Source organism: Bradyrhizobium sp. NBAIM14 (assembly GCF_020193895.1).
GTDB classification, from domain to species: Bacteria; Pseudomonadota; Alphaproteobacteria; order Rhizobiales; family Xanthobacteraceae; genus Bradyrhizobium; species Bradyrhizobium yuanmingense.
This window is the reverse complement of the sequence record NZ_JADYVQ010000011.1, coordinates 154,496-180,867: the sequence shown is the minus strand read 5'-3', so window position 1 is coordinate 180,867 and position 26,372 is coordinate 154,496. Positions and strand designations below refer to the sequence as shown.

At 65.3% G+C, this 26,372-nt stretch carries 24 protein-coding genes; 9 read left to right on the top strand and 15 right to left on the bottom strand.

The features are described 5' to 3' along the window. Positions 1–28 precede the first annotated feature (28 nt). Genes I6F28_RS24385 through I6F28_RS24365 form a run of 5 tightly spaced genes read right to left on the bottom strand, consistent with a single transcriptional unit; the run spans position 29 to position 3,441 of the window. Positions 29–652: a DUF3306 domain-containing protein gene (locus I6F28_RS24385; RefSeq protein ID WP_225133613.1), complete on the bottom strand. Its 624-nt coding sequence runs from the start codon at positions 650–652 to the stop codon at positions 29–31. Continuing rightward, positions 649–1,164, bottom strand: a complete 516-nt coding sequence (locus I6F28_RS24380) for a DUF3305 domain-containing protein (RefSeq protein WP_036005120.1) — start codon at positions 1,162–1,164, stop codon at positions 649–651. The genes I6F28_RS24385 and I6F28_RS24380 overlap by 4 nt, the downstream gene beginning before the upstream one ends. Further along, entirely contained in the window at positions 1,161–2,168 is a 1,008-nt protein-coding gene (locus I6F28_RS24375; RefSeq protein WP_036005122.1) for a DUF6352 family protein, read from the bottom strand. Before I6F28_RS24375 ends, I6F28_RS24380 begins: the two co-directional genes overlap by 4 nt. After that, the gene (locus tag I6F28_RS24370; protein WP_036005125.1) at positions 2,165–2,704 is read right to left on the bottom strand and encodes a DUF6505 family protein; all 540 of its coding nucleotides are present in this window, start codon (positions 2,702–2,704) and stop codon (positions 2,165–2,167) included. Before I6F28_RS24370 ends, I6F28_RS24375 begins: the two co-directional genes overlap by 4 nt. After that, positions 2,701–3,441: a biotin/lipoate--protein ligase family protein gene (locus tag I6F28_RS24365; RefSeq protein ID WP_225141437.1), complete on the bottom strand. Its 741-nt coding sequence runs from the start codon at positions 3,439–3,441 to the stop codon at positions 2,701–2,703. The genes I6F28_RS24370 and I6F28_RS24365 overlap by 4 nt, the downstream gene beginning before the upstream one ends. Positions 3,442–3,605: 164 nt before the next feature. Here I6F28_RS24365 and I6F28_RS24360 point away from each other — a divergent pair, with 164 nt between their 5' ends. Then, positions 3,606–5,576 carry a 4Fe-4S binding protein gene (locus I6F28_RS24360; RefSeq protein WP_225141435.1) on the top strand — a complete coding sequence of 657 codons (1,971 nt, stop codon included), beginning with the start codon at positions 3,606–3,608 and terminating at the stop codon, positions 5,574–5,576. A 30-nt stretch (positions 5,577–5,606) separates the two neighbouring features. On the opposite strand, the gene I6F28_RS24355 is transcribed toward I6F28_RS24360, so the two are convergent. Both I6F28_RS24355 and I6F28_RS24350 read right to left on the bottom strand, forming a co-directional pair. Then, a complete protein-coding gene (locus I6F28_RS24355; protein ID WP_225141480.1) occupies positions 5,607–6,848 on the bottom strand; it encodes a WD40 repeat domain-containing c-type cytochrome in 1,242 nt (413 codons plus the stop codon). A 136-nt stretch (positions 6,849–6,984) separates the two neighbouring features. Further along, positions 6,985–7,245, bottom strand: coding sequence for a hypothetical protein (locus I6F28_RS24350; protein WP_128262436.1), 261 nt, complete (start codon positions 7,243–7,245; stop codon positions 6,985–6,987). A 236-nt stretch (positions 7,246–7,481) separates the two neighbouring features. Between I6F28_RS24350 and I6F28_RS37530 the strand changes: the two genes are divergently transcribed. After that, positions 7,482–7,604: a hypothetical protein gene (locus tag I6F28_RS37530; protein WP_260346694.1), complete on the top strand. Its 123-nt coding sequence runs from the start codon at positions 7,482–7,484 to the stop codon at positions 7,602–7,604. A 313-nt stretch (positions 7,605–7,917) separates the two neighbouring features. Next, positions 7,918–9,054, top strand: coding sequence for a GNAT family N-acetyltransferase (locus I6F28_RS24345; RefSeq protein ID WP_225141433.1), 1,137 nt, complete (start codon positions 7,918–7,920; stop codon positions 9,052–9,054). A gap of 20 nt (positions 9,055–9,074) precedes the next feature. On the opposite strand, the gene I6F28_RS24340 is transcribed toward I6F28_RS24345, so the two are convergent. Beyond that, positions 9,075–10,292, bottom strand: a complete 1,218-nt coding sequence (locus I6F28_RS24340) for an FAD-dependent oxidoreductase (RefSeq protein ID WP_225141431.1) — start codon at positions 10,290–10,292, stop codon at positions 9,075–9,077. A 409-nt stretch (positions 10,293–10,701) separates the two neighbouring features. Here I6F28_RS24340 and I6F28_RS24335 point away from each other — a divergent pair, with 409 nt between their 5' ends. From I6F28_RS24335 to I6F28_RS24325, 3 genes are all read left to right on the top strand, one after another. Continuing rightward, positions 10,702–12,048 (top strand): lipopolysaccharide biosynthesis protein, encoded by a 1,347-nt coding sequence (locus I6F28_RS24335; protein WP_225141429.1) that lies wholly within the window; start codon positions 10,702–10,704, stop codon positions 12,046–12,048. Positions 12,049–12,254: 206 nt separating this feature from the next. Then, positions 12,255–13,430, top strand: coding sequence for a glycosyltransferase family 4 protein (locus tag I6F28_RS24330; protein WP_109144259.1), 1,176 nt, complete (start codon positions 12,255–12,257; stop codon positions 13,428–13,430). A 29-nt stretch (positions 13,431–13,459) separates the two neighbouring features. After that, the gene (locus I6F28_RS24325; protein ID WP_225141427.1) at positions 13,460–14,995 is read left to right on the top strand and encodes a glucosamine inositolphosphorylceramide transferase family protein; all 1,536 of its coding nucleotides are present in this window, start codon (positions 13,460–13,462) and stop codon (positions 14,993–14,995) included. On the opposite strand, the gene I6F28_RS24320 is transcribed toward I6F28_RS24325, so the two are convergent. From I6F28_RS24320 to I6F28_RS24290, 7 genes are all read right to left on the bottom strand, one after another. Then, complete coding sequence (locus tag I6F28_RS24320; RefSeq protein ID WP_225141426.1) at positions 14,960–16,666, bottom strand: FAD-dependent oxidoreductase; 1,707 nt, start codon at positions 16,664–16,666, stop codon at positions 14,960–14,962. The genes I6F28_RS24325 and I6F28_RS24320 overlap by 36 nt on opposite strands. 67 nt (positions 16,667–16,733) lie before the next feature. Next, the gene (locus I6F28_RS24315) at positions 16,734–17,201 is read right to left on the bottom strand and encodes a MarR family winged helix-turn-helix transcriptional regulator (protein WP_036005156.1); all 468 of its coding nucleotides are present in this window, start codon (positions 17,199–17,201) and stop codon (positions 16,734–16,736) included. 150 nt (positions 17,202–17,351) lie between these two features. Continuing rightward, a complete protein-coding gene (locus I6F28_RS24310; RefSeq protein ID WP_036023609.1) occupies positions 17,352–18,299 on the bottom strand; it encodes an ABC transporter substrate-binding protein in 948 nt (315 codons plus the stop codon). A 101-nt stretch (positions 18,300–18,400) separates the two neighbouring features. Next, positions 18,401–19,441, bottom strand: coding sequence for an ABC transporter permease subunit (locus tag I6F28_RS24305; protein WP_036005162.1), 1,041 nt, complete (start codon positions 19,439–19,441; stop codon positions 18,401–18,403). Beyond that, the gene (locus I6F28_RS24300) at positions 19,434–20,957 is read right to left on the bottom strand and encodes a sugar ABC transporter ATP-binding protein (protein ID WP_225141424.1); all 1,524 of its coding nucleotides are present in this window, start codon (positions 20,955–20,957) and stop codon (positions 19,434–19,436) included. The genes I6F28_RS24305 and I6F28_RS24300 overlap by 8 nt, the downstream gene beginning before the upstream one ends. 138 nt (positions 20,958–21,095) lie before the next feature. After that, the gene (gene xylB, locus I6F28_RS24295) at positions 21,096–22,541 is read right to left on the bottom strand and encodes a xylulokinase (RefSeq protein ID WP_225141422.1); all 1,446 of its coding nucleotides are present in this window, start codon (positions 22,539–22,541) and stop codon (positions 21,096–21,098) included. 13 nt (positions 22,542–22,554) lie between these two features. Next, entirely contained in the window at positions 22,555–23,478 is a 924-nt protein-coding gene (locus I6F28_RS24290) for a LysR family transcriptional regulator (protein WP_036023604.1), read from the bottom strand. 107 nt (positions 23,479–23,585) lie between these two features. Between I6F28_RS24290 and I6F28_RS24285 the strand changes: the two genes are divergently transcribed. The 3 genes from I6F28_RS24285 to I6F28_RS24275 are packed head-to-tail and all read left to right on the top strand — an operon-like array spanning position 23,586 to position 26,354. Then, on the top strand, positions 23,586–23,909 hold the full coding sequence (locus tag I6F28_RS24285) for a Dabb family protein (protein ID WP_036005173.1): 324 nt from the start codon (positions 23,586–23,588) through the stop codon (positions 23,907–23,909). Next, the gene (locus I6F28_RS24280) at positions 23,906–24,985 is read left to right on the top strand and encodes a maleylacetate reductase (protein WP_225141420.1); all 1,080 of its coding nucleotides are present in this window, start codon (positions 23,906–23,908) and stop codon (positions 24,983–24,985) included. The genes I6F28_RS24285 and I6F28_RS24280 overlap by 4 nt, the downstream gene beginning before the upstream one ends. 4 nt (positions 24,986–24,989) lie before the next feature. Continuing rightward, complete coding sequence (locus I6F28_RS24275) at positions 24,990–26,354, top strand: amidohydrolase family protein (protein WP_225141418.1); 1,365 nt, start codon at positions 24,990–24,992, stop codon at positions 26,352–26,354. The last annotated feature ends 18 nt before the right edge of the window (positions 26,355–26,372 follow it).

Sequence of the window (26,372 nt, the reverse complement as noted above, 5' to 3'; positions counted from 1 at the left end):
GCCTGTACCTATAGTCTTTGGTCGTGGTTCAGCGCGGCAGTGCACCACCATGCGTGCGGGACCTCACAGGCTCTGCAGAATCCGCAGGTCTTTCACCCACTGTCGGTTGCACTGCAGCAGGGATTGCCAGGTGCTGCGTCTCATCGGGCGGCTCGACGACATTGGAAACAAGTGCCACATCGGCTTGATGCGATTCCGCCGGAGAATCCGCCGTTTCGATCGACGCCTCAGCAAGAGTCTGGGCCGCAGACTTGGCCGCCTCGCGCACGCCGCCGACAATGCGATCGACCAGTGCGGCCAGCTCCTCCGAGGAACAATCCAGCGGGCCAAATCCCGGCATCGCCGTCGGGTCGTTGAAGTCCCATGCATTCTCCGCGAGCCCGACGAAGTCGCGAATCGCGGGATCGGTCGCCCAAGCGCGGCGAAGAGCCGCAAGGCTCAACTCGCGAGGAATCCCCTTGCCGAGGAAGGCCGTGATGTCGGTGGCAGCATTGATCTCGTCGATCGACGGCAGGCTCGACAGATCGAACTCCGTCTCGTCCTCTTTGTCCTCGGACGGCGGCGTCGGCTGCGCCGGGGCAGGTTTCGCCGGCTCCGCTCGCGACTGCTGTTTGCGGCGGGACCAACGCGCAAGGAAGTCCTCCTCACTCATTCCTTTCCGCCTTCATGTTCGCGCCGCGCCAGCGCCTCCGGATCGGCACGGCGCCGCTTGCGTTTGACGAATTCGCGCTCGACATGGTGCTCGGCCACGAAGCTTTCAATCGCCTCGCGCAGCACTTCCGGCATCGGCACGGCCTCGACGAGATTGTCGGCGGCTTCGGTAAAGCCTTCGCCCTCGGCGGGGTCGGCGGTCACCGCGGTGACTGCATAGGGCCAGACGCCTTCCGCAGGCGACAACACGACCCAGATGCTCGGACCGCCGGAGGCGAGATTGTCGCGATAGCGCGCCGTCTCCGACGGATAGAGATCGATGGTCGCACTTCCGGCATAGAACAGGGTCGTGCCGTCCTGCTCGCGAAGCACGGTCCATGGCTCGGTCGACGGCTCGTCCGGCAGGACAGCAATTCCGCGCCAGATGAAATCGACCCAAGGCGAGTCGGCCTTGCGCCGCTCGACTACGACGCCGACGGCAATCGAGAGGGACGGCAATGCCGCGGGGCTCACGTCGCCATCTCCAGCCGCTTCACCGGCAACCCGGTCAGCAGATTCTGTGGCTTCATCCGCAGCTTCTGATCCGCCGTCATCGACAGGATCAGGTAGACCGGCTCATCCCCGACATCGTCGAGGGCACGGCTGGAATCCGCAAACGTCAGCCGGAACAGCGCCAGCACGCGATCGGCGTCGCGCTCGCCGAGCTCTTCGCCGTGCCACAGACGGTCGCCGAGCCTCGTGGCATCGGCATCGAGCCCGACATACCAGCTCAGCTTCGCCTCGTGCAGCGCCCGTAGCGGCTCGATCACGACATCGATGCCGAGCAGATGGGAGACCCAACGCGTCATCGCCTGCGCCAGCGCTACAGGTCCGCGGCCGTCGGCGGTCAGGTCGAGGGCCATGTCGAACTGGTCGCTCCGGTGCCAATAGGCCTCGGCATTCTCCTCGCCCAACACCTCGACCACCGCATCGGTGGTGGCGCCGAGCATCGACATCAGCGAGAGCACCGGGGTCGGGCTCCGGCCGCCGACGACCTCCTCGTCTCCCAGCAACAAAGCGTGCTCATGTGGGAGAACGCGCTGGATCCGGAAGAACAATTCGGCCGCGCGCAGCACGAACGGGTCGTCGCAGCCGTCGAGCGCGTTGCGCAGGATGACGTGCACGAGCTGGTTGACGAACAGCGGCGGCAGATCGTTCGCCCCTGAGCGGAGCCAGGCAAGATAGGCCGCTTCGAGCGTCGGATGCCGCAGCAGAAGATCGCGGAACGCCAGCACGAACTGCCAATTCTCCCTGGCATCAGCATCGGCAATCGCGGCGATCTCGCCGGCGCCGACGGCCTGGCGCGGGTCGGCGAGCAGATCGCGATGCAGCCGGCGTTCGACCGGGCACGCGTCGTCCGGCGGCATCAGCTCGGGACGGGCAAAATAGGCTTTGAGAAATTCGTCCGTGACACGCAGGCCGCCGCCCTCGTCGCGATCGAGCAGGTGGTGACCACAGGAGATCCAGAAATCGTTCATCGGACGGTCGGCTCCCGGCCGAGATCTGCAAGCCTGAGATCGCCGTCCGGCTCGACGTCGTCCTCCATCTCGATGAACGAGAACGCCTTGCCATGCCCCTGGCCTTCCCGAAGCTGCAGCCGGCGGAACGACTCGCGGACCTCCCCGTCGCTCGAGGTACGGTGCACTGCAATAAGCGAGCTGATGGGATGGCTGCAGAGCGACTGGGCAAAAGCGACCTCCTCTTCGGCCGCCGTTTTCGCCGCCGCCATATCCGGCGCGCCGAAACGATCGACCAATTGCCTCGCCAGCAGATCGACCAGGCCGTGGTAATCGTCCGCGGTCGCCGGAACGATCTGCGCCAGCGTCGACCAGCCCCAGGATTGCACCCCGAGGAACCCACCGCGAAACGCCGCGCGGGCCTTGCCCTCGAGCTTCGCGCCATCGCAATCCCAGAAGCGGAAGGCGCCGGAAACGGCCCATTCGCCCGGCTCTGCCGCCACGTCGAACACGAAAGTGTCCGAGGGATCGAGCGCGATCGTGCGCAGGAGTTTCACAGGCGCGGTCCTCCGAGGGCCGGATCGAGCCAGGACGGCACCGCGAGCGCCCGGACCAGGTCGCTTCGTTCGATCGTCTCCGTCCCGATGCGGCGCGTCAGGAGGTCGCCGCAATCATCTATGCGCTGTATCGTCCGCCTTTCACGCGGCATCCGCGTGAGATAGTCGCGCGCGACGCTGTCGAAGCCGTCGACCCGCCAGCCGTCCAGCGCCAGCATCAGATGCCGGGCGAAGCTTTCCGTGATCTGCGCCGCGCCCGCCTCGCCAAAGCCTTCCTGGTCAAGCGCCGAGGCCAGCGGGTGGACGCCTGGATCGTCATCATTCATGGCAACCGTCCGTATCATCGCGCCGAAGACCAGCCAGGGCGGCGGCGCGTCCTCGTCAGCTCCGGAACACCAACCCATCCGTCCGCCGCCGACCAGCCCCCCGTCGATCCTGACCGCATCCGGCCAGCCGATCGTGATCGGCTTGCTCGGCGGTGCATAGGCGCGAAGCGCGTCGGTGAGCGCGACCATGCCTGCGTAGAACGCACGCCGCGCGCTGCGCAACGGCTCGGCCGGCTCGAGCACCACGGCGAACTCGGCGAGGTCGAAGCGGCCGACATAGACGAGCGTTCCGGCGCCGCTCTCCGGTGCGATGCGGCATGCATGGGCAAAAGCGTCGCCGCTCTCGCGCAATCGCACCAATGTGAACGGCGGCGGCAGGTGGATCGGTTCCGCCGTGGAAACATGGCTCACTGGGATCGACGGCAGACCGTCCTCCGCTTTCCTTTTCTTCCCGATGGATAATGTCTATACGAGGCGAAGGGCCCGCGCGAGTCCGTCGTCGTCGTCCGAAAGGCGGAGGAGTTAACCTGGAGCAGCCGTCGAAGACCATCCTGATCTGCTCGTGCGAAGACACGATGCGCCTCGACGTGGCTGCAATCCGGCGCGCATGTCCGAACAGCGAGGTCAAGAGCTTCCGCCACCTCTGCGGGGCGGAGCTCGATCATTTCCGCAACATGGCCGCGACAGAAGGCGTGTTGACGGTCGCCTGCACGCAGCAGGCGGCGCAGTTTTCGGACGAGGCCGGCGAGCGGCCTGACGCGATCGGCTTCGTCAATATCCGCGAGACGGCTGGCTGGTCCCGCGACGGCGCGCACGCCGGCGCAAAAATGGCCGCCCTGCTCGCATCCGCCTCCATCCCCGCCCCGGACTATCCGCTCGTCACCTTGTCGAGCGAGGGCGTCATCCTGATCTACGGGCGCGATGAGGCCGCGATCGAGGCCGGCCGCCTGCTTGCCGATCACCTCGACGTCACCGTGATGCTGAAGCAGCTCGATGACACGGTGCCGCCGGTTGCCACGGTGTTCCCGATCGTGAAGGGCACGATCCGCTCCGCGAAGGGACATTTCGGCGCGTTCGAGCTTGTCATCGACGATTATGCGCGTCCCCGCCCCTCCTCGCGCGATCGCTTCGTGCTCGACTCGCCGCGAAGCGGGGTCACCTCGCGCTGCGATATCGTGCTCGATCTTTCCGGCGGTCTGCCAATGTTTCCCGCCCACGACCTGCGCGACGGCTATCTCCGCGCCGACACGAAAGATCCCGCCGCGGTGCTGCGCGCGGTGCTGACCGCGCGCGATCTCGTCGGCAGCTTCGACAAGCCGAGATATGTCGAGGTTGCGCCGGCGCTTTGCGCCCATTCGCGCTCGAAGCGTACGGGCTGCCATCGCTGTCTCGATCTTTGCCCGACCGGGGCGATCACGCCCGTCGGCGATCATATCGCAATCGATCCGAATATCTGCGCGGGCTGCGGCCAATGCGCGGCGGCCTGCCCTACCAGCGCGGTCTCCTACGCGCTGCCGCCCGCCGATACGCTGCTCCATAAACTTCGCGCCATGCTGCTCGCCTATCGCGAGGCCGGCGGCGCGAATGCGGTGCTGCTCTTTCACGACAGCCCGCACGGCACGCGGTTGATCGACGCCCTCGCGCGGCATGGCGACGGCCTGCCGGCGAACGTGCTTCCCTTTGCCGTCAACGAGCTCACGCAGGTCGGGCTGGAGGCGATCGTCGGCGCCTTCGCCTATGGCGTCTCTGCCGTGCGCTTCCTGCTCCGTGGCAAGCCGCGCCACGACGTGACCGGATTGACGCAGACGATCGCGATGGCTGAGGCGATCCTCGGCGGCCTTGGATTTGCGGGCCGTCGCCTCGCTACGATGGAAACCGACGATCCCGACGCGCTCGGCGCGCATTTGACTGATATCGGCACGCTCGCCGCGGTACCGACGCCGGCAACTTTCAAGACCGTCGGCAAGCGGCGCGATCTCTTGCGGTTCGCCCTCAGCGAGTTGCACCGGCTGGCGCCGCAGCCCGTCGACGTCATCGCGCTGCCGCAAGGTGCGCCCGTCGGCGCAATCAGCGTCGAGACCGATGGCTGCACGCTGTGCCTATCCTGCGTCTCGGCCTGCCCGACCGGCGCGCTGCGCGACGATCCCGAGCGGCCGGTGCTGAAATTCATCGAGGATGCCTGCGTCCAGTGCGGCCTGTGCCAGAGCACCTGTCCGGAGAAGGTGATCAGCCTCAAGCCGCAGATCGATTTCCGGGCGGCGCGCGCGCCCGCCGTTGTCATCAAGGAAGAGGAGCCCGCGCTCTGCGTCCGCTGCGGCACGCCCTTCGGCGTCAAGAGCACGATCGACCGCATCGCCGCCAAGCTCGAAGGCCGGCACTGGATGTATCCGGCCGGCGACAAGCGAATCGAGGCGCTCAGGATGTGCGCGGACTGCCGCGTCGTGGTCATGAGCGAACAACAATTCGATCCGTTCAAGGGCGTTCCGGAACGAACGCCGCCGCGAACGACGGATGATTATCTCCGCGAACGCAACGGCAAGGACTAAAGCGGACGCCGTCGAATCGGCGCAAGGCAATCATCGCGACGTCGCGCGGCCCAGAAAGTCGGTCAGCGCGCGCCGGTCCTCGGCCGAGCCGATGCGCTGCTCCGGCATCTTGGTGCCGGGGGTGTAGGCATTCGGCCCGATTTCGAACAATCGTGCGACGGTTTCCGGCGTCCAGACGATGTCCATCGTCTTCAGTGCATCAGAGAAGCGATATCCCGGCACCGAAGCGATCTTGCGGCCGTAGAGTCCCGCAAGTGTGGGACCCGCGCGCTGCACCTCCTTGTCCGAGAGCGTGTGGCAGGCAACACAGGCCCGAAACACATCGGCGCCGTGATCGCCGGCATAGGCCGCAAGCGGGTCGGCCGGTGTGCCGACCAGGCTTGAACCGATGGGATTGCCGGTGCGGGCATTCCAGCGCCTGATCCTGCCGTCCGCACCACCCGTCATCAGTGTCTCGCGATCGGCAAGGAAGGCGACCGCCCACACCGGCAGCCCGGGCCCAACCAGGGTGCGCAGCAAGTTGCGCGACTTGCGATCGATGATCGCCACCGTGCCGCCGATCCCGGCCGCAGCGACCAGCGCACCGTCCGCCGACATGGCCAAGGCCACCACCGGCGTCGGACTGGCCGCGACCTCGCTGCTGACCTTGCCGTCCGTTGTCAGCATGCGCAGCCTGCCATCGACCGCGCCCGTGACGATTTCACCATCCGGCGCGACAGCCACCGCGTTCAGCGGCGCCGGCAAAGTCACGATGTCAGGTTGGCCATCCGGCAAACGCCAGATGCGCAGCGCAAGATCGTAGCCGACACTGACGAGCCTGCCGTCCGGCAGGAAAGCGACCCCATTGACGTTCTGCGTATGCCCTTCGAGCACGCGGGATGTGCCGTCCGACAGCGACCAGAGCCGCACTGTCTGGTCCCATGACGCCGATGCGAGAAGCGTCCCGTCGGACGACACAGCAAGCGCCGCGATCGGTGCGACATGTCCCTCCAGCACCCGGTCCGGCTCGGGCCGGCCCGCCGTCCACACCGCAATGCGCGCATCGGCTCCGGCCGTGATCATGCGGCCATCTTTGAGAAAGGCGACGGCGTTGACGCCATCGGCATGATACCGCAGCACGTGCTCTGCCGTATCTGTCCTCAGCGACCAGCGGATGACGGCGGTGTCGAAGCTGCCGGAAAGAAGGCTGTCGCCATCGGGCGACACGGCGAGTGCCCGTATCGGGCCGCCGTGTCCGACCATGTCGGCATGCACCGTCGATGCGGCAAACATGGTCCACAGCAATGCGGCCACCTTCGTGCACAGAGCCGATCTGTTCATTCCTGGCCGCCTGCTGACATTCACCCGCTCGAGATTGCCAGAAGAGGCAACGGAAATGAATATCCTGGAACGGTCTACTTGAAACAGTCTACTTGGCCGGTGCCGTCGTGGTCTTGGACGACCCCTCCGGCGCGGGCTGCATTCCGGGCGGACTCTGGCCCTGGGGGCTTTCGGGCGGCGCACCACCCGAGCCGGTATTGATCGGACCCGTCCAACCTTGCGGCTGGAGCTGGCCCTTGTCCTCGGGAGGCGTTTGCCCCGTCGGCGAGTTGGTTTGCGCCGGCTGGGCCAGGGCGCCCTCGACAATGCAAAGTGCTGCGAAGCACAGGATCGTTCTCGGTAATTTCACGCCAAGCCTCCGATGCGCTCACCAGGCCTGCAGAAAACTTGCAAGACCCGCATCCGTTCCGGATCGTGCAGCGCAGCAGCGCCGAGCTCCGGTCCCTTGGCTCGATGGGCGATGCGTCTTTCCGCCGATCCCGTGTTCAAAAGCCCATAGCGGGCGGATGGCTGATGCGATCGACGAGCTTGCTCGCCGCAGGCCCTGTCGTATAGATGGCGTGGTCCAATCGAGGGAGGCTGAGGATGAAGGCTTTTTTGCTTGGCTGCGTCGCGGCCGTGGTGATCGCGGTTGGTGGGATGGTGATCCTCGATCGCGTGCAGGAGCCCGCCGCGCACGCGTTTGCCACCACCGGGGTGCGGCTCTAAGAAGTCTCACTCGCGCTTGAGCCCGATCGGCCCGAGGATCGGAGCGGAGGGAACGAGCTCGACCTTGCGAACCATAGCTTTCCTGCAGCCGAGGATCGTAGATCATTGCCTGCGCCATGCAGACGATGGCGCCGCGCAAGGTGCGCTCCATGCGCCATTTCCGCCTCCGGCTTCAGAATTTGGTAACCATACGAGCATGGTTGAACGCATTGGCGCAAATCGCGCAGCGGCAGTGTCTGACCTGTAACGGCCTTGGTATAAGCGCAGCTACGGTTCGAACGACGTTCGCGGATGATCCGGTTTCCTTGTGCGCATGAATAAGCCCAGCAACACGTTCGACATCGCCATCGAGCCGTCGTTCGACTTTCTGTCTCCGGAATATGCAGAGCTGTTCGATCGTTCGGCTGCCACAGCCTTCCAGCATCCGGTCTGGTTGCATAGCCTCTACACCAGGCTCGCGCCTGAAACGGGTGCAACGGCCCTGGTCGTCATCGTGCGCGACCGCGACACCGGCACGCTTGCGATGGTGTTACCGCTGCTCCGAATCCGGCGCGGTCCGATACGAACCATCGAGTTCGCCGACCTCCGCGTCTCCGATTATCTGGCACCGGTTTGCAGCCCGGACGTGTTTTCACGATTGCTCGATGATGCGGCCGCATGCGCGCAGATTCGGCGCCTTGTCCGCCCCTTCGATCTGCTCCGGATGGCCAAGCTGCCCGACGGACGGCTTCCGATCGAGGACCTCCTGGCCACGTCCCGCCGTGTCTCGATGAACACCAATGCTTATGCCACGGTTCTGGTCGCGCCTTACGAGCAATGGCGGGCCAGTGCGATGGATCGCTCCTATCAGAAGGAACTCGCCAAGAAATATCGTCAGCTGCAGAAGAAGGGCGCGCTGAGCTTCTCATGCTGCAGCGACAGCGCCGCCGTGCTCGAGACGATGGAGGTGATGAGGAAGTTTCGCGGCCCGCGCTTTCACGCACAAGGCGACGGAGACCTGCTGCAGCGGCCCGAATATTACGGCTTCTATTCCGACGTCGCCCTTCGGGGCCTTGGCTCCTTCGTTCGCCTCTATGCCATGAAGATGGACGGCGAAGTGATCGCCGCCGTGCTCGGATTGTGCCACCGCGACAGCTTCCTCGTCATCATGAGCGCCTTCGACATCGCCGGCTACAAGAGCCAGTCCATCGGCGCGCTGATGTTCGAACAAGTGGCGCGGGATTGTATCGAGCGCGGAGATCAGATGCTCGACTTCACCATCGGCGACGAGCCATACAAGAAATCGTTCGGCGCACAGGCTTCACCGATGTGGGAGGTCACGCAGGTCGGCAGCGCCGTAGGCGCGATCGCCCTCTTCGCGCTGAAGCAGGCGCCCTGGCTCAAGCTGGCGGCCAAGCGGCTCTCCGATTTGAAGGTTCAGCCCGCCCACACCGCGAGGCCCACGCGCTGACCGGCGGGGGGTCGCAGAGATCAGGCGCGCAATACGCCGCGGACGCGGCCAAGCCAGCCCGGATGCATCTGATCGACGCGGTGTGCAAGACTGCGCCGCAGGAAGTGCAACCGTCGCCGCACGTCCCAGCCGATATCGTTGCGCGAGGTCAGCGCCTGGCGGAAGCGTGCCATCTTCAGCGATTGCTGATCCGCCGCGATCTTGTCGCGATCGGCATAGAATTGCGAGATCTTCTCCAGGCCCATGCCTGCAGTCATGAGCCATCGCGGCACATATTCGGTGCAGAGACGGTCGACGTCCACGAGCAGGCGGGCGACACCCGTTCCGGCCGCGGGACAATTGGTCTGGAACGCATCGCCGATCAGCACGATTCCGGGCCGGAGATGCCCCTCGACGACGGTCAGATCCATCACCCAGTTCTGGACGCGATCGGTCACACGGAAATCGCCGAGGTAGCTCCGCAATCCCGGCAGCAGGCGCAAAACTGTCGCCTCCGGTTCGCGGCGCAACTCGCGCATAACAGGATCGGTCGGATCGCGGAACATGAAGAGATTGGCACGCATTCCGGCGTGGACGGGAAACAGGCTGAGATAGTCGATGCCATCGACGGTGCGTTCGCCGTAACAGGTCAACGCCTCGAAATCGAACGGGGTGCCATCCTGGCGAGCGATCGTGAAACCGAACGACACCGAATGGCGCTCGGCAAGCACGCGCCGCCTGATGCCGAGCTTGTAGCCCAGGGCTCCCGCCATGCCGGTGGCCAGAACGACGAGGCGCGCCGCCACGCGCCGTCCGGAGGCGAGCTCGAGATGCTGGACATCGCCGCTGCTGCCAATCGCTGTGACCTCGTCGACGATCAGGTTGGAAGGATCCGGAAGCTGGCGACGCGCCATTGCGACGAGATCGGCATAGGCAAATCCGTAAGCCCTGCCGACGCTGACATCGACCACCTTGCCCTCACGGATGTTGAGCACTTGATCATATCGGCACGCGACATCTTCGAGCGCATCGAGAAAGCCGAGCTTGCCGAACAGCTCCAGCTGATGGCCGCCGATCTTCTCGACCCGAAACTCATCCGGATGGACTGCCCGCTTGTCGATCAGAGCGACGCGACGCCCTGCCCGCGCCAGCACGGCCGCCGCAAGCGATCCCGCAAGACCGCCACCGACGATGGCGACGTCCGAGTCGATGGTTGCGGTCTCGTCCCCGTCGACCGGCTCGGTCACGGTTCTCGTCATGGCTCCGGCTCCCACGGTTAACAGCGTCTGCAGTGCAATTCTCTCGCCTGATGTCGCATCGCAGGGCCGGGTGCGAACATTTCCTGAGATTGAGGTTAATGACCGCAGGTGCCCAGTTCGCCGACTCGCCGCGGCACGCGTCTTGCTGTCCCGAAACCATTCTGCACGCGAGCCCCGGATCTCGCCTTCTCAGTCGTCGATGCGGCGTTATGCCGTCCGTCGCGCGAGTTGAAACTCGCAGATGTTGGACAATGGAGACAGCGATGTTCCAGAACGAAGCAACCCGTATCACCGCGATCGCCGAAATCCTCCAACTCGTCCATTAACACTCGCGATTGCTCGACATGCTAGGTTCTCGCCGGTATCGGAACATGTCTCGTCAGGGGAGCGCGGCTCCCTTAACCCTTCCATGATCGCATCCATTCTCCAGTTCATGCGGCGCGACGTCACGCGCGGCGTTGCCGGGACCATCCTGCTCAAGGTCGGCAGCGGCGTGCTCGCGTTCGCGTTGTTCTCGCTGGCTGCGCGGACGATGTCGCCTGACGGCTTCGGCATCTTTGCGACCTGGCTGTCGGTCGCGCAGATCGCAGCCGTCGTGGGACTGGTCGGCCAGGAATCCCTGCTGGTGCGATTCCTGAACGAATATCAGGTCGGCGAAAGGCCGGACCTTACCAAAGGCGTGCTGCAATCGAGCTTGAAGATCGCCTCGGTCGCAATGCTGATCGTGATCGGCGGGATCGCGATCGTCGCGAGCATGAGAGGCGACTGGTGGCTGCTGATCCTTGCGGTGTCGGCCTACACGGCCGTCAATGCCGGATTGATGCTCGGCAGCCAAATCGCGCGCTCGCTGGTCAGCATTCTCATGGGCGAAGGAAACCGCGAGTTCCTTTGGCGGGCCCTCGTGGTCGTGTTCCTGCTCGTCATGCTGCTCGCCCATCGCCAACTCGATCCGGCCGAGCTGTTCGCGGCGATGACGGTCGCCATGTCGGTTGGCCTTGTTGCGCAGATCGTATCCGTCGCGCGCGTGCTGCCGGATCTGCGCAGTACGCCGGCGCGCTCGGAGACGTCACGCTGGCGATCAAGTGCCCTGCACTTCTGGCTCGCATCGATCCTCGAAGTCGCCAATCAGTATCTCGACGTCATTCTGGTCTACTGGATGCTGGATCCGACGACCGCGGGAATCTACTTTGCCGCCTCGCGCCTCGCCAACATTTTCGCCATGGTGTCCGCGGCGCTTTACACGTTCGGTGCGCGCCGGCTCCCGTCGCTCTATTTCAGCAAGAACCACGGGGAGTTCGAGCGGACCTCGCGCTTGATGGCGGAAGTGACTGGGCTCTGCGTCGTCGCCGGTCTCGCCACGATCTGGATCGGCGGCCCCTATCTCCTCAACCTGTTCGGACCTCATTTCGCCGAGCAGCATTCGGTCCTGATCGTGCTTGCAATCGGAACCGCCATCCAGGCGGCGGGCGGCCCGGCTGCTGCGATCCTGCAGCTGACCGGTCATGAACGAATCTATGTGCCGGTGGTCGCTGCCAACGTCGGGCTGCGGCTCGTCGGATTTCTCGTCCTGGTCCCCTTCCTCGGCGTGCTTGGCGCGGCGATTTCGACGACCGTGTCGCTCGCGCTCGCGACCATCGCCCTGAACGTCCTCTGCCGCCGGCGCAGCGGGGTGGATCCTTCCGTTCTGGTGCTCTTGCGCTTCCCAGCATCGAGGCGCGGCAATTATGCCGTTCGTAGCGCGGACTCGCGTGACTAGGTGTCAGCACGCGCCGCCGGGGTGAACGCGCAGGACCGATTGGTTAACGCGCCAGCCGGGAACCAGCGGAAATGCTGCGCCAACGACACCGTGGCCATCGCGCCGCATTAACTCCGTTTGTTGCTAGCCGGTGTCCGCGGGATGCCCGCATGATAGGTACGGAGTTAAGAAGGTGAAGATTTCGTTGCTTTAGCGGGTCGGGATCCGTGCTCCATTATCAGCCGAACAAGGACCTGGACGAGACGAGCGCGACGGCACCTGCGCGGCCGAACGGCAGTGGGCGAAAACTCCACGTGCTTCTTGCGCAAACCCAGGCCGAGAACGCCGGTGCACAGGAGATCTCGCGGCTGCTCGGCGCCGGGCTGACCGCGCGCGGTCACCGGGTCACCAATCTGTTCTTCTTCCGCAAATCGGACTCCTTTGACGAACCGCCCGCCACGCTCTACTGCGCGCCGAGCCGGCCGGGCAATCCGCTGGCGCTGCTGCGGATGCTGTGGACGCTCGGCCGCCACATCAGAACCACCAGGCCCGACGCCGTCCTGACCTTCCAGCATTTCGGCAACGTCATCGGCGCCGGCGTCACGCGCCTCGTCAGCCGTGCACCCGTCGTCGCCAATCAGGTTTCATCCGCGCTGGCGATGAGCTGGCCGGTCCGCACCGCCGACATCGCCATGGGCAGCCTCGGCTTCTTCGACTGCATCACGCTCAATTCGCAGGACATGGAGCGCGAATATTCGCGCTACCCCGCGGCTTACCGGTCGCGCATGGTGCATGTGCCGCACGGCTTCGACGACAAGGCCCTTACCCTGTCGAAGGAGGCGGCACGAGGTCAATTCAACCTGCCACCGGACCGCGTCCTGCTCGGTTGCGCGGCACGGCTGCATCCGCATAAGCGGCTCGATCTGGCGATCGGTCTGCTGCCGGATCAACCGTCCTGGCATCTTGCGCTGGCCGGCCAGGGAGCCGACGAGGCCCGGCTGAGGCAGCTCGCGAACGACTTGAACGTCGCGGACCGTCTGCATTTGCTGGGAGAGATTCCTCCTGGCCGGATGGCGGACTTCCTTGCTTGTCTCGACGTGTTCGTCTTTCCGACCCAGGCCGAGACCTTCGGTCTGGCCGCGGTCGAGGCCGCCAACGCCGGTGTTCCCTCCGTCGTGACCGATCTTCCCGTCCTGCGCGAGGTATTGTCCTACGAGGGCAGACCGACGGCGCTCTTCGTCGATGCCTCCGATCATGCGAAGCTCTCCGCGGCGGTCTCCAGGCTGGTAACCGACAAGCAATTACGTGACGAGCTGCGACAAAACGCCAAAGGCCTGCGGCTGCGCTATTCGGTAGATGCCATGGTCGAGGAATACGTCCGGATTCTCGACCGGGTCGTTTGACCTGATACGTCGGAACAGATTGGCTCGACATGATCATCGAGTTTCGCTGTGAACGTGACTATGCGCGGCGCTGGATGGACCGCAGGACGCTGTCGGTCGACGGCCGGGACATGTCGGTGCAAGTTGCATGGACGGCAACGGCGGAGCCGCGGCCGGCAGGTCTCGATGCGCTGTTCGAGCTCGAACGCATCGTGTTGCACAAGGGCAAGCACAGCGCCGCCGACAGGCTGACGATCAGCTCCGAACCAGCACGGGTCAGCATCGGCACCGCCGACGTAATCGTCGATTTCACGAATGCCCCGCGCGATCCGGCGAGCCCGGCCCGGCTGTATCTGCGGCCGCTGTTCAACGGCGTCGCAGGCGAAAATGCCGCGCTCGCCGCCATCCTCGCCGGCGACCTGCCCGTGATCGAGATCGTCAACGAGATCGACGGTTCGGTCCTCGACCGCGGCCATCCGTCCGGTGAGATTGCTGCGGGCCTCAGTGGTGCGCTCGAAACGATCATGGCGCGGACCCTCACCATGCTGGCGGCGATCCTGTCGGGAAGGCCGCGCATCGTGCCGCACCTGCCGCGCCCCGCTTCAACTGTCCCGCACCGCGGACCCGTTGGCTACGTGGCGCGCGGCCTTGCCGTATCGATCGCCAAGGAGATCTATCGCCTCTGCTGCTATGCCCCGCATTGGCATATCGGATGGCGCTTCAACGACGGCCCGGGCGTCTGGCAGACCGGAGACCTGTCAGGTCCAAGCTGGAACGTTCTGGGAGATCCTGGAAACCACTTCTACGCCGATCCCTTTCCCGTCACGTGGCAGGGACGGACCTTCGCCTTCTTCGAGGATCTCGATCACCGTGTCGGAAAAGGTATCATTTCCGCGATCGCGTTCAACGACGCGGGGCCGATCGGCGAGGTGATGCCGGTGCTGGAGGAGCCCTGTCACCTCTCCTATCCGTTCCTGATCGAGGACGATGGCGAGCTGTGGATGATCCCGGAGAGCTCGACCCGCGGGGACGTCGCTCTCTACAAATGCACTCGGTTTCCGGACAAATGGGAGCGATACGCAACGCTCCTTTCCGGCCTCGAGCTGGCCGACGTCACGATCACGCGCCACAACGGCCTGTATTATCTGTTTGGCGCCTGGCGCGACGGAACGGGTGGCTATTCGGATTCGCTGGCGATCTATTACGCCGATCGGCTCTTGGGGCCTTGGCTTCCCCACGCCAGCCATCCCGTCTTGATCGACCGCGCCAGCACGCGGCCGGCAGGAAACTTCGTCACGCTCGATGACAAACTGTGGCGACCGGTCCAGGATTGCACCGACGGATACGGCGCAGCGCTTGCCCTGGCGGAAGTGGTCGAGCTGTCGCCGACGGTATTCAAGCAGGTCGTCCGCCACACTCTGAAACCCGGCCCGGCATGGCCGGGCAGGAAGCTGCACACCTTGAATCGCTGCGGGCGGCTCGAGCTGATCGACGGATCGCGCGTCCAGCCCAAGACCAGTCTCTTTACGAGCGCAATTCCATCGGCCGTGTCACCTGCGCGAACCAATCCCTCCACCGCCGGCTAGCAGCCGCGCGTCTTCGCGCCCGAGTACGCGGCTAAGAACGCGTGCGATCGTTCCGGCCTGCGATGCGTTGCCGCGCCAAGCCACGATCTGGTCGGGACGTATCAGGGCGAGATCCGCCTCATAGAGATCGCGCAACGATCTGGGTAGCGTGACGAGCTTTACGTCGGCCCCGATCGCGCGAATGGTGTCAGCGAATGACGCATGGGCCGACATGACGTCCCCAAACTGAAGCAAGGTCCATTCGAATCCGAACTGGTCGTATAGCGACATGCCGTCCTCCAGCCACGCATGCGGTGGGCGGCCACCGGGAGAGGCGGTGGGAACGTAGACGTTGGCAGCATCCGGCGGCGGCTCGCTACCATCGGGGACGATGATTGGGGAGCCGTCGTAGCGTCCGCCGAAGGTGACGCCGGGGATGTTGAACTCGGCACGGGCGTGCTGATTGAGATAGGCACCCGCGATTCGCCGCGCCTTGTGGCCGGCCTCCGTGGCATCCTCGATCTCCGGCGCCGGCGCGAAGAGGCCAAGCGAATCGGCGAAGCAGCGCGCATGATCGGTGTTGCGGAGCGCCACCGGACGCCGCTCGACCTCGTAACTATTGAGCAGTGCCGCCGGGCTCACGCCCTTGACGACGCTTGCGAGCTTCCAGCCGAGATTGACCGCATCCTCGATGGCGGTGTTGTAGCCGAGCCCGCCGGTCGGCGTGAACAGATGCGCCGCGTCGCCGCCGAGGAAGACCCTGCCCCGCTGCATCCCGCTTGCCACCAATGCGTGACCGGCGGTCCAGGTCAGGAAGGACAGAACTTCGCAATCGATCGGCGCACCGCAGGCGCGCTGGAACGCGGCTTTGGCCTGGTTGATCGTGATCGCAGTTTCGTCCTCGCCCGGTCGCAACTGGGTGTGGAATGCAAACTCATCACGACCGTTCACCGAGGCCATGAAGGCGCGGCGGTCGCCGTTGAAGCAATTGTACATCCACGCTTTCGCGTGGGGAACGCGCGCGTAGAAATCGGGCGAGCGGAGATAGACCGCCAGCATGCGGCCGCCCATGAAGTCGCGCTGCGTCCCGCTCTCGCCGCCATAGACGATCCCGAGCGATTGCCGGACCATCGAGCGCGGCCCGTCGGCCCCGACCAGGAAGTCGGCGCGGACCCGAAAGCGGCTGCCATCGTCGAGACATTCGATATTGCCGGCGATACCGTCATCACTTTCCGTGTAGCCGATCAGCCGGTGACTGTAGTTGAGCTGGATTCCGGGCAGCCGTTCGGCGTGGCGGCGCAGCACCGCCTCGACATATTTCTGCGAGACCCGATGCGGCAGCTCCGCCGCGCTCCAGGAGCCTGACATGCCCTTGATCAGCTCACCCGCCCGCGACGCTGACGGCAGCGCGAACCGCGCCAGCTCGTATCCGGTATAGCGCGTGAAATATGCGACATCGGTCGGGTAGTCCGCGGGCAGACCTTCGCGCCTGATCTCGTCGGCAAAGCCCAGCCGCCGATAATGCTCCATCGAGCGCGCCTGCGTCGCATTGGCTTGCGGGTTGAAGGCCGTGCCCGGCTTTTCGTCGACCAGGATCGCGGACACGCCGCGGCGGCCGAGCTCGTTGGCCAGCATCAGCCCGCAAGGGCCCCCGCCAACGATGAGCACCGCGGCCGTCAGACGAATTTCCAAGCTGCTTCTCCCTACCAACGCCAACCTGCATGGTAAGGACACCTGACTATTTCGTCAAGCTGCCTGACTAATCCGGGTCATCGAGCGTGTCGAATTCCGTGCCATACACCGCGAGCCCCTTCAGGATTGCATCCATCGTGGCCTTGCCGAGCTCGACGCGCATCTCCCGCTCGGCGATGTCGACGGCATCACGGAACGCATCGAGCCATTTGCGCCCCGTGGGCGTGAACACGACGATGCGCGCGCGCCGGTCGGTCGGATCGGCGATGCGATCGACGAGGCCGAGCGCGGCGCATTGGTCGACCAGCTCGCCCATCGCCTGCTTGCTCATGGAGGCGCGGCGGGCGAGCTCGGTGAGCCGCGTCCCCTCCACGTCCAGATTGCGCGTGAGGCTGACATGGGCGATGCGCGTCTCGTCGTGGCCCCGCTCGGTCATCAATTCGAGCACACGGCCTTCGAAGCGCCGCACCGCGTTATTGAGCAGGCGGCCGATATTGGCATGCCGCCACGCGGTGCCTGACGTCGTGGATTTCACCGGATCTGCTTTCCGAATCGACCGAACGAGATCGTGGAAAGCTAGCACAGGCATTGCTGCGTGCTACTGGTGAGCACGCGAGGTATCGGCGGCGGGCGGCGCGATCGAACCGCCACCCGCCATCTCTCGTGCTTCGAACGCCCCGATGCCTTACTGCGAGCGATCCGAGGTCCAGCCCTTGTACGCGGCAACGTTGTCCCTGGTCACCAGCTTGGACGGCAGCAGCTCGACGGTCGAAGCCGGCTTCTGGCCGTTGAGAATGCCGACGCCGACCTGCACGGCCCGCCGCGCCATGAAGAACGGATCCTGCGACGCGGACGCCTGAATCTGCGGCGACTGCGGATCTTTCAGCGCGGCCTCGATATCGGGCGCGCCGTCGACGGCGGTGATGATCATGCCGGTTCGGTTCTGCTGGCGTGCCGCAAGGTCGGTGCCGATCGCCTGCGGATCGTTGATGGCGAAGATGGCGTCGATCTTGGGGAAGCGGGTCAGATAGCCCTGCGCGACGGTGAGGCCGCCCTCGCGCGAGCCCTTGCCGTCCTGGTCGCTCGACAACACCTTGATGCCGGGATTCTTCGCGAACACGTTCTTGCAGCCGACCACACGGTCGATCACGGCGGAGACCTGCGGCCCGTTCTCGATGATGACGTCACCCTTGCCGCCCAATTTGTCGACGATGTACTGGCAGGAGATCTCGCCGGCCTGCACGTTGTTCGTGGTCACGGTGGCATCGGCGCCTTCGGCCGCGGTGTCGACAGCGACGACGACGATGCCTGCGGCCTGCGCCTTCTTGATGGCCGGCCCGATCGCCTTGGGATCGCCGGGATTGAGCAGGATCAGGTCGACGCCAGCGGCGATGAAATTGTCGATCTGGGTGACCTGCTTGCCGAGGTCGTATTCGAAGCCGACCGTCGTGATCTTCACGTTGGGATTGGTCTTCTTGGCCTCGAACTCGGCGCCCTTCGACAGCGCGACGAAGAACGGATTGCCCATCGATCCCAGCGAGACGCCGATCGACTTGAGCTCCTTGGCGAAGGATGGTGCGGTGGTGAGGGCAAGCGCCATGGCGGCGCCGGCGAGCATGATCGTCTTCAACATGGACTTCCTCCCTGGTCTGTCTTCGTCCCCGGCGCGGCAGACCAGTTGCCGCAACGGAATCTCGTCTCAAGCCATGCGCACGCCGTTGCGGGCCAGACCTTTCACGTTCTCGCGGAGCCTTGCAGCCGGTAGCGGTCCAGCGCCACGGCACCGATGATCACCAGGCCCTTGATCACATATTGCCAGATGTCGGAGACACCGATCAGGATGAGCCCGTTCGAGAGCACGGCGATGATGAGCGCACCGACCAGCGTGCCCCAGATCGAGCCGATGCCGCCGACGAACGAGGTACCGCCGAGGATCACCGCGGTGATTGCATCGAGCTCATAGGACTGGCCGAGCTGGAGTCCGTTGGCTGCGTAGAGCCGCGCCGCCTGCATGGCGCCGCCGAGCCCGGCGAAAAGTCCGGAGATGCCGTAGACGAAGATCAGGACGGCCCAGACCTTGATGCCGGCAAGCCGCGCTGCGCTCTCGTTTCCGCCCACGGCATAGATATGCACGCCGAGCACGGTCCGGCGCAGCACCAGCCAGGAGACGAGAATGACGAGCAAGGCGATTACCGAGAGCCATGGGATCGACGCGACTCCGGGAATGAGCGTCAACGAGCCGTTGCCGATGAAGGCATAGGGAATGGAGGGATTGAACACGGTGGTGTCAGCCCCGAGCAGCCGCGCCAGGCCGCGCACTGCGGTGAGCGAGCCGAGCGTGACGATGAAGGGCGGCAGGCGCAGCAGCGCAATCAGCGCGCCGTTGACGATGCCGAAGACGAGGCCGGTGAGCAGTGCGGCCGGCAGCCACAGCAAGCCGAGCTCCGGCATCTTGGAGAGCGTCAAACCCGCCATCGCGGAGGCCGCCAGGATCGAGCCGACCGACAGGTCGATGCCGCCGGTGAGGATGACGAAGGTCATGCCGGCGGCGAGCACGGTGTTCACCGCGGCCTGCTGCAATACGATGCCGAGATTTTGTCCGGTGAAGAAGCGGCCTTCCGACAGCACGTTGAAGCCGATGCAGAGGATCAGCAGCACCGGCAACATGCCGAGCGCGCTGATCAGCATCCTCATCCGCTGGCGTCTTGTCTCCGCGGCAGCGCCATTGGTCGTCGTCGATGCCGGCTTTGCCTCCGCAGCACCATTGTCAGGCATCGAGATGCTCCATCCCCGTGGCAAGCCCCATGATGTCTTCCTGCGCCAGCGGCGAATTCGGACCGCGGCTGACCTCGCCGGCAATGTGCCCGGCACGCATCACGATGACGCGGTCGCAGATGCCGATGATCTCGGGCAGATCGGACGAGATGACGAGGATCGCGGTGCCGGCCTTGGCGAGATTGTCGATGATCGAATAGATTTCCGACTTGGCACCGACATCGACGCCGCGCGTCGGCTCGTCGAGAATGAGGACCTTCGGCGCGATGGCGAGCAGCCGCGACAGCAGCACCTTCTGCTGGTTGCCCCCTGACAGGCCGCCGGCGGGAACGCCGGGATTGGCGGCGCGGATGCTGAGGCCTGCAAAGGCGCGGTCGGCGCGCTCGCGGGCCTTGTCGCGATCGAGAAACCAGCCGAGCTTCGCATCGCGGCCGAGCACGGCGAGGTTGATGTTATCAAGACACGACATGTCGAGAAACAGGCCGAGCGCCTTCCTGTCTTCGGTCAGATAGGCGATGCCGGCCTCGAGCGCCTCGCCCGGCGTGCGGATCTCGACCGGACGCCCCTCCAGCTCGAGCCGGCCGGAGGTTTTTGGCGACGCGCCGATGATGAGATGCGCAAGCTCGGTGCGACCGGCGCCGATCAGGCCGGCGAGGCCGACCACCTCACCCGCATGCACGGTGAGAGAGCAGCCCTTGACGCGCCCGCCATCGGCCATGTCGATCGCCGCGAGCACGGGATGCCCCCGCCCCGCCTCCGGATCATGGTCCTTCTTGTAGAACGAGGAGACGTCGCGACCGACCATCAAGCGCACGATGGTGTCGGCGCGGATCTCGGGCTTGTCGAGCGAGCCGACCAGGCGGCCGTCGCGCAGCACGGTGACGCGATCGCCGAGCGCATAGACCTCGTCCATGCGATGCGAGATGTAGATGATGGCAAGGCCCTCGGCGCGAAGCTGGCGGATCAACGCGAACAGCCGCTCACTTTCGGCGGCCGACAACGAGGTGGTCGGCTCGTCCATGATGAGGATTTTCGATCTGACGTGCAGCGCACGGGCGATCTCGACCAGCTGCCGCTGCCCCATGGACAGATGCGCCACCAGCGTCGAGGGCAGGAAGTCCGCGCCCAGGCGCTTCAGGATCGGGCCGACGCCCTCGCGCATTGTGCCGCGCGCCAGCAAGCCTGACCGCGATATCTCCCGTCCCAGATAGATGTTCTCGGCAACGCTGAGATTGGGAGCGAGCGACAGCTCCTGGTAGATGATGGAGATGCCCGCCGCGCGGCCGCCGAGCGGGCCTTCGATCCGCACCGCCCTGCCCTCGATGCGGATCTCGCCGCCCGGGTCGGGCCGGTAGGCGCCGGACAGGATCTTCATCAGCGTCGACTTGCCGGCGCCGTTCTCACCCATCAGGGCGTGAATTTCGCCGGGATAGACGGTGAGATCGACGGCCCGCAGCGCCTTGATGCCGAAGAAGGTCTTCGAGACCCCGCGCATCTCGAGGATCGGATCGTTCATCGTGCCTCCCGGCGCACAATGCGTTTCCCACCCGCGTCTCGTTTCTCGGCAACGCGGTTTGGTCATTAAACAAAAGCGGGTGACGCAGGGCAATACCGAAGGCGAATATACCGAAGTATGCAAACCAGATTGGGCCAGCTAGTGGCGCGGCCGATACAGGTCGCGCCAGGCGGGAAGCCGTTCAGCGTAGGCATCGACCAGTGCAGCGTCGGGCTCGAATGTTTCGATGCGCTGCGGCTGCATGCATACGTCACCGATTGCCTCACCCGTGACAGCAAGCCGCCCCAATCTCGCCGCACCGAACGCGGCGCCGGTTTCACCTCCGGCAAAGCGATGGATCGGAATGCTCAGCACGTTCGCCAGCACCGAGAGCCAGAAGGTAGAGCGTGAACCGCCGCCAATCACGTCGGCCTCCGCAATCCCGATGCCGGCATCCGCGAGCGCATCGCGGCAATCGGCAAGCGCGAAGGCAACGCCTTCGAGCACCGCCCGCACGATCGCCGCGCGATCGGTGCCATGGCTCAGGCCATCCAGCATGCCGCGCACAACGGGATCGTCGTGCGGCGTCCGCTCACCGGCGAGATAAGGCAGGAAGCTCACGGGCGACGGCGCCTGCGGTCGTGCTCCAAGCGGCGCCAGCAGCTCGGCCTCGGCGGCGCCGAACAGGCGCGCGAGCCAGGCAAGGCAGGAAGCGGCCGAGAGGATCGCGCCGGCCTGAATCCACATCCCTGGAATGGCGTGGCAGAACGTGTGCACGACACGGTCGGGATTGGCGGCGATCCGGTCGGTCGGGACCATGAGCGCACCCGAGGTTCCCAGCGACACGAAAGCGGCTCCCGGCCGGATTGCGCCGATGCCGATGGCGCCCGCGGGATTGTCGCCGGCCCCACCCGCGATCACCGGCTGCCTGATCATCCCCCAGCGCCGCGCGAGTTCGCTGCGCAGCGTGGTTGCGGGCGCGCATCCCTCGACCAGGCGCGGCATGTGCTCGCGCGACAAGCCGCTCGCTGCCAGCGCTGCGTCCGACCAATCGCGGCGCGCGATGTCGAGCCACAGGGATCCCGAGGCATCCGAGACATCCTCGACGGCCTCGCCCGATAGCACTAGTCGCAGATAGGCCTTTGGCAGAAGAACGAGTTTCGTCGCCGCAAAGATCTCGGGCTCGTGCGCGGCGATCCAGAGCAGTTTTGGCGCGGTGAAGCCCGGCATCGCCTTGTTGCCCGTCACCTCGCGCAAGGCGGGCCAGCGTTGCTCCAGGACACGGCACTCAGTCGCAGAGCGTCCGTCGTTCCAGAGGATGCAGGGCCGCAGCGGCCTAGAGCTCGCATCGAGCAGCGTGGCGCCATGCATCTGGCCGGACAGCCCGATGCCTGCGACCGCCGCCAACGCATCGGCATGCGACGCCTTGAGGGCATCCAGCGTGGCGAAGGTCGCATCGATCCACTGCGCCGGATCCTGCTCGGAATAGCCCGGTTGCGGCGAGACGGTCGCGAGCGACCGGCTCTCGCTTGCGATCACGCGCTGGGCATCATCGACGAGAACCGTCTTGACCGCCGACGTGCCGAGATCGATGCCGAGATACATGGCTGCTTCCCGCTCACTTCGCCGCGTCGATCCAGATCCCCGGCTCTGAATGCTCCCGGATGTAGCTGACGAGGAAGTCGGAGAACACCCTGATCTTGGCAGGCAGCCTGACGCGGTTCTGATAGGCGATGTTCATGGTGAGCAACGGCAGCTGCCAATCGCTCAGGACAGGCACCAGCCGCCCGGCCGCGATATCGCCCTGCACGATATAGAGCGGCTGGATCAGGATGCCGAGCCCCGCGCGCGCCGCACCACAGATGATCTGGCCGTCGTTGCTGTCGAGCGTCGGCGCGATCCGGATCGTCTGCGTCGTGCTGCCCTGGCTCAGCCGTAGCGAATAGGGATCATTGGCGAGATTGTAGATCAGCATGTTGTGCCGGGCGAGATCGGCGGGATGCTCGGGCCGGCCGTGCTTCTCCAGATAGGACGGAGCGGCCGCGAGCACGCGGTGCATTTGCCCGATGCGGCGCACGATGATGTTGGAATCCGGTTCGTGCTCGCGGGTACGGATCGCAACGTCAATGCCGGCTTCGATGAAGTCGAGGTAGCGGTTCGCGCTGATGATCTGCACGCTGAGATCAGGATAGAGCGCACGGAAGGCGGGCAGCATCGGCGCGAGGTAGATCATCGCAAAGGACAGCGAAGACGTGACGCGCAGCATGCCCTTCGGCGACAGCGCGCGATCGGAGACGGCGTCCTCGGCTTCGGCGAGCTCGTTCAGAAGCGTGCTGCACCGCTGCAGCAGTTCCTGTCCCGCTTCGGTCAGCCATTGCCGGCGCGTGTTGCGCTCGATCAGCCGGACCGCAAGCCGCTCCTCCAGCGCACTGAGATGGCGGCTCGCAGCGGCGTTCGACATCCGCAGGATTTCGGCGGCCTTGGAAAGGCTGCCGAGCTCAGCGGTTTTGGAGAACACCTCGAGTTGAAGCAGCCGGTCCATTTTTGCATAAAGAGGAAAAGAGACTTACAAATTTTGACCTTTATTTCCGTTTTCTGCAAGGCAAAATGGCGCCAACAAAGCACCATAGCAGGCGAGGAAATCAGGAAATGTCGGGCCCGATCAGGCACATCGTGATGTGGCGACTGCGCGGGGAGAGCCCTGAGGAGCGCTCGGCCGCCCGGCTCAAGGTCAAGACCCTGTTCGAGGGCCTTAAAGGCCGGATCGACGGCCTCACCCATATCGAAGTCGGCATGGACGTCAGCGCGGTCGATTATGCCTGCGACGTGGTGCTGTTCTCCGAATTCACCGACCAGGCGGCGCTCGCCGCCTATGCCAACCACCCGGAGCATCTGCGCGTGCGCGAGGCGCTGGGCGACTTGCGGATCGGGCGCTTCCAGGTCGATTATCCCATCAAAGAGACCGGCGCATGATCGGTTCGTTCACCTTCGAAAACCTGCCCTGCCGCGTCGTGTTCGGCAGCGGCACGCTTGCCTCAGCCAAGGCCGAGGTCGAGCGGCTCGGCGGCAAGCGTGCGCTGGTGCTGACGACGCCGCAGCAGGAGGCACAAGGCAAGAGCTTGGGAGCCGCGCTCGGCCCGCTCTATGCCGGCATCTTTTCCGGCGCCACCATGCACACGCCGGTCGAGGTCACGGAACGCGCGCTCGCGGCAATGAAGGCATGCGAAGCCGATTGCGTCGTTTCGCTCGGCGGCGGCTCGACCACCGGGCTCGGCAAGGCCTTGGCCTTGCGCACCGGCGTCAACCAGCTCTGCATTCCCACCACCTATGCCGGCTCGGAGATGACGCCGATCGTCGGCCAGACCGAGAACGGGCTGAAGACCACGGTGCGCGATGCCGCCGTGCTGCCGGAGACGGTGATCTACGACGTCGACTTGACGCTGACGCTGCCGGCAGGCCTCGCAGCGACCTCCGGCATCAACGCGATCGCCCATGCCGTCGAGGCGCTTTACGCGCGCGATGCCAACCCTGTCACCTCGCTGATGGCCGAAGAAGGCATCCGCGCGCTGGCGCGCGCCCTGCCCGCCATTGCCGCCAGGAGCGACGATCGCGAGGCTCGCACCGAGGCGCTCTATGGCGCCTGGCTGTGCGGTGTCTGCCTCGGCACTGTCGGCATGGCGCTGCATCACAAGCTCTGCCATACGCTCGGCGGCACCTTCGACCTGCCGCACGCCGAAACCCACACCATCGTGCTGCCGCATGCGCTGGCCTACAACGCGCCGGCCGTGCCCGACGCGATGGTGCGGATCGCGCGCGCGATCGGGGCAGCCGATGCAGCTCGGGGGCTTTTCGAACTTGCGAAGCGGCTGGGTGCGAAGGTCGCGCTACGCGATGTCGGCATGCCCGAGGGCGGCATCGACAAGGCGGCCGATCTCGCCGTCACCAACGCCTATTGGAACCCGCGCCCGCTCGAGCGTGGCGCCATTCGCGACTTGATTGCACGCGCCTTCGCCGGCGAACCACCCGGCACCATCAAAGCGGCAGCTTGAAGCGATGCGGCGCACCCTGATCAGATCCGCGACCGTCATCAGCATGGATGACGCGATCGGCGATCTCTCGACCGGCGATGTGCTGGTCGAGGGCAGCCGGATCGCCGAGGTGCGCCCGTCGATCGACGCTGCGGCCGACACGGCGGTCGTCGACGGCACGGGCCGCATCGTCATTCCCGGCCTGATCAACGCACATATGCACACTTGGCAGACGGGCTTGCGCGGCTTCGCCGCGAACTGGACGCTGCTGGAATATTTCCGCCGCATGCATGCGGGCCTTGCCACCGTGTTCCGGCCCGACGACATCTACATCGCGACGCTTGTCGGCGCGCTGAACCAGATCAATCACGGCGTCACTACGCTGGTCGATTGGTGCCACAACAACCCGACGCCGGATCATACCGACGCAGCCGTGCGCGGCCTGATCGAAAGCGGCGTCCGCGCCGCGTTCTTCCACGGCTCGCCGAAGCCCGAGCCGAAGCCGGGCGAGCCGCATTTCTCGGAAGTGCCGCATCCGCGCCGCGAGGTCGAGCGGCTGCTGGCCGGGCCCCTCGCCGACCGCGACGGCCTCGTCACGCTCGGGCTCGCCATCCTCGGTCCGCATTATTCGACGCTCGACGTCGCCATGCACGATTTCCGCCTGGCGCGGGAGCTGAAGCTGATCGCATCGATGCATCAGGGCGGCGGTCCGGCCAAGACGCCCGGCGGCTGGGAGAAGCTGCTCGAGGCCGGCCTCGTCGGTCCCGGCATTAACATCATCCACGGCAACGATCTGCCGGATGATCTGCTCGATCGTCTCGTCGATCTCGGCGTATCGTTCTCGGTGACGCCCGAGAACGAGATGATCCAGGGCCATGGCTTTCCGATCACCGGCCGCCTTCTGAAGCGCGGCGTGCGGCCGACCATCGGCATCGACCTGGAGTCCGTCCTGGCCGGCGATCTCCTCTCCGCCGCGCGCGTTGCGCTGTCGATGCAGCGGGCACTGGACAATGTGGAATCGCGCAAAGCAAGTGGCGCCATTCCGGCGACGACCACGATTCCCGTGCGCGAAGCGCTGCGCTGGATCACGACGGAAGGCGCCCGCATGCTCGGCCGCGAGCACCAGATCGGCTCGCTGACGCCGGGCAAGCTCGCCGACCTCGTCATCATCAACGCCTCCGACCTCAATCTCCATCCAGTGCATGATCCCGTCGCAACCGTCGTGATGCAGACGAGCCTCGCCAACATCGAGGCCGTCATGATCGGCGGTGCCTGGAAGAAGCAGAACGGGCGGCTATTGATCGAGGGACTCGAGACGAAGAAGGAGCTGCTGGCGCAATCCGGCCGGCGGCTGGTGCAGGATATTGAACGACAGGGACGCGCCGCCTGAGGCGCCAATGGACAAGAA

Bases quoted from the DNA above. Each gene is read 5' to 3' on its own strand.
- I6F28_RS24285 (WP_036005173.1), top strand. From the start codon at position 23,586: ATGTCGGGCCCGATCAGGCACATCGTGATGTGGCGACTGCGCGGGGAG.
- I6F28_RS24345 (WP_225141433.1), top strand. From the start codon at position 7,918: ATGAATAAGCCCAGCAACACGTTCGACATCGCCATCGAGCCGTCGTTC.
- I6F28_RS24300 (WP_225141424.1), bottom strand. From the start codon at position 20,957: ATGAACGATCCGATCCTCGAGATGCGCGGGGTCTCGAAGACCTTCTTC.
- I6F28_RS24290 (WP_036023604.1), bottom strand. From the start codon at position 23,478: ATGGACCGGCTGCTTCAACTCGAGGTGTTCTCCAAAACCGCTGAGCTC.
- I6F28_RS24280 (WP_225141420.1), top strand. From the start codon at position 23,906: ATGATCGGTTCGTTCACCTTCGAAAACCTGCCCTGCCGCGTCGTGTTC.
- I6F28_RS37530 (WP_260346694.1), top strand. From the start codon at position 7,482: ATGAAGGCTTTTTTGCTTGGCTGCGTCGCGGCCGTGGTGATCGCGGTT.
- I6F28_RS24385 (WP_225133613.1), bottom strand. From the start codon at position 652: ATGAGTGAGGAGGACTTCCTTGCGCGTTGGTCCCGCCGCAAACAGCAG.
- I6F28_RS24335 (WP_225141429.1), top strand. From the start codon at position 10,702: ATGATCGCATCCATTCTCCAGTTCATGCGGCGCGACGTCACGCGCGGC.
- I6F28_RS24305 (WP_036005162.1), bottom strand. From the start codon at position 19,441: ATGCCTGACAATGGTGCTGCGGAGGCAAAGCCGGCATCGACGACGACC.
- I6F28_RS24355 (WP_225141480.1), bottom strand. From the start codon at position 6,848: ATGTTTGCCGCATCGACGGTGCATGCCGACATGGTCGGACACGGCGGC.
- I6F28_RS24340 (WP_225141431.1), bottom strand. From the start codon at position 10,292: ATGACGAGAACCGTGACCGAGCCGGTCGACGGGGACGAGACCGCAACC.
- I6F28_RS24275 (WP_225141418.1), top strand. From the start codon at position 24,990: ATGCGGCGCACCCTGATCAGATCCGCGACCGTCATCAGCATGGATGAC.
- I6F28_RS24375 (WP_036005122.1), bottom strand. From the start codon at position 2,168: ATGAACGATTTCTGGATCTCCTGTGGTCACCACCTGCTCGATCGCGAC.
- I6F28_RS24360 (WP_225141435.1), top strand. From the start codon at position 3,606: ATGCGCCTCGACGTGGCTGCAATCCGGCGCGCATGTCCGAACAGCGAG.
- xylB (WP_225141422.1), bottom strand. From the start codon at position 22,541: ATGTATCTCGGCATCGATCTCGGCACGTCGGCGGTCAAGACGGTTCTC.
- I6F28_RS24325 (WP_225141427.1), top strand. From the start codon at position 13,460: ATGATCATCGAGTTTCGCTGTGAACGTGACTATGCGCGGCGCTGGATG.
- I6F28_RS24310 (WP_036023609.1), bottom strand. From the start codon at position 18,299: ATGTTGAAGACGATCATGCTCGCCGGCGCCGCCATGGCGCTTGCCCTC.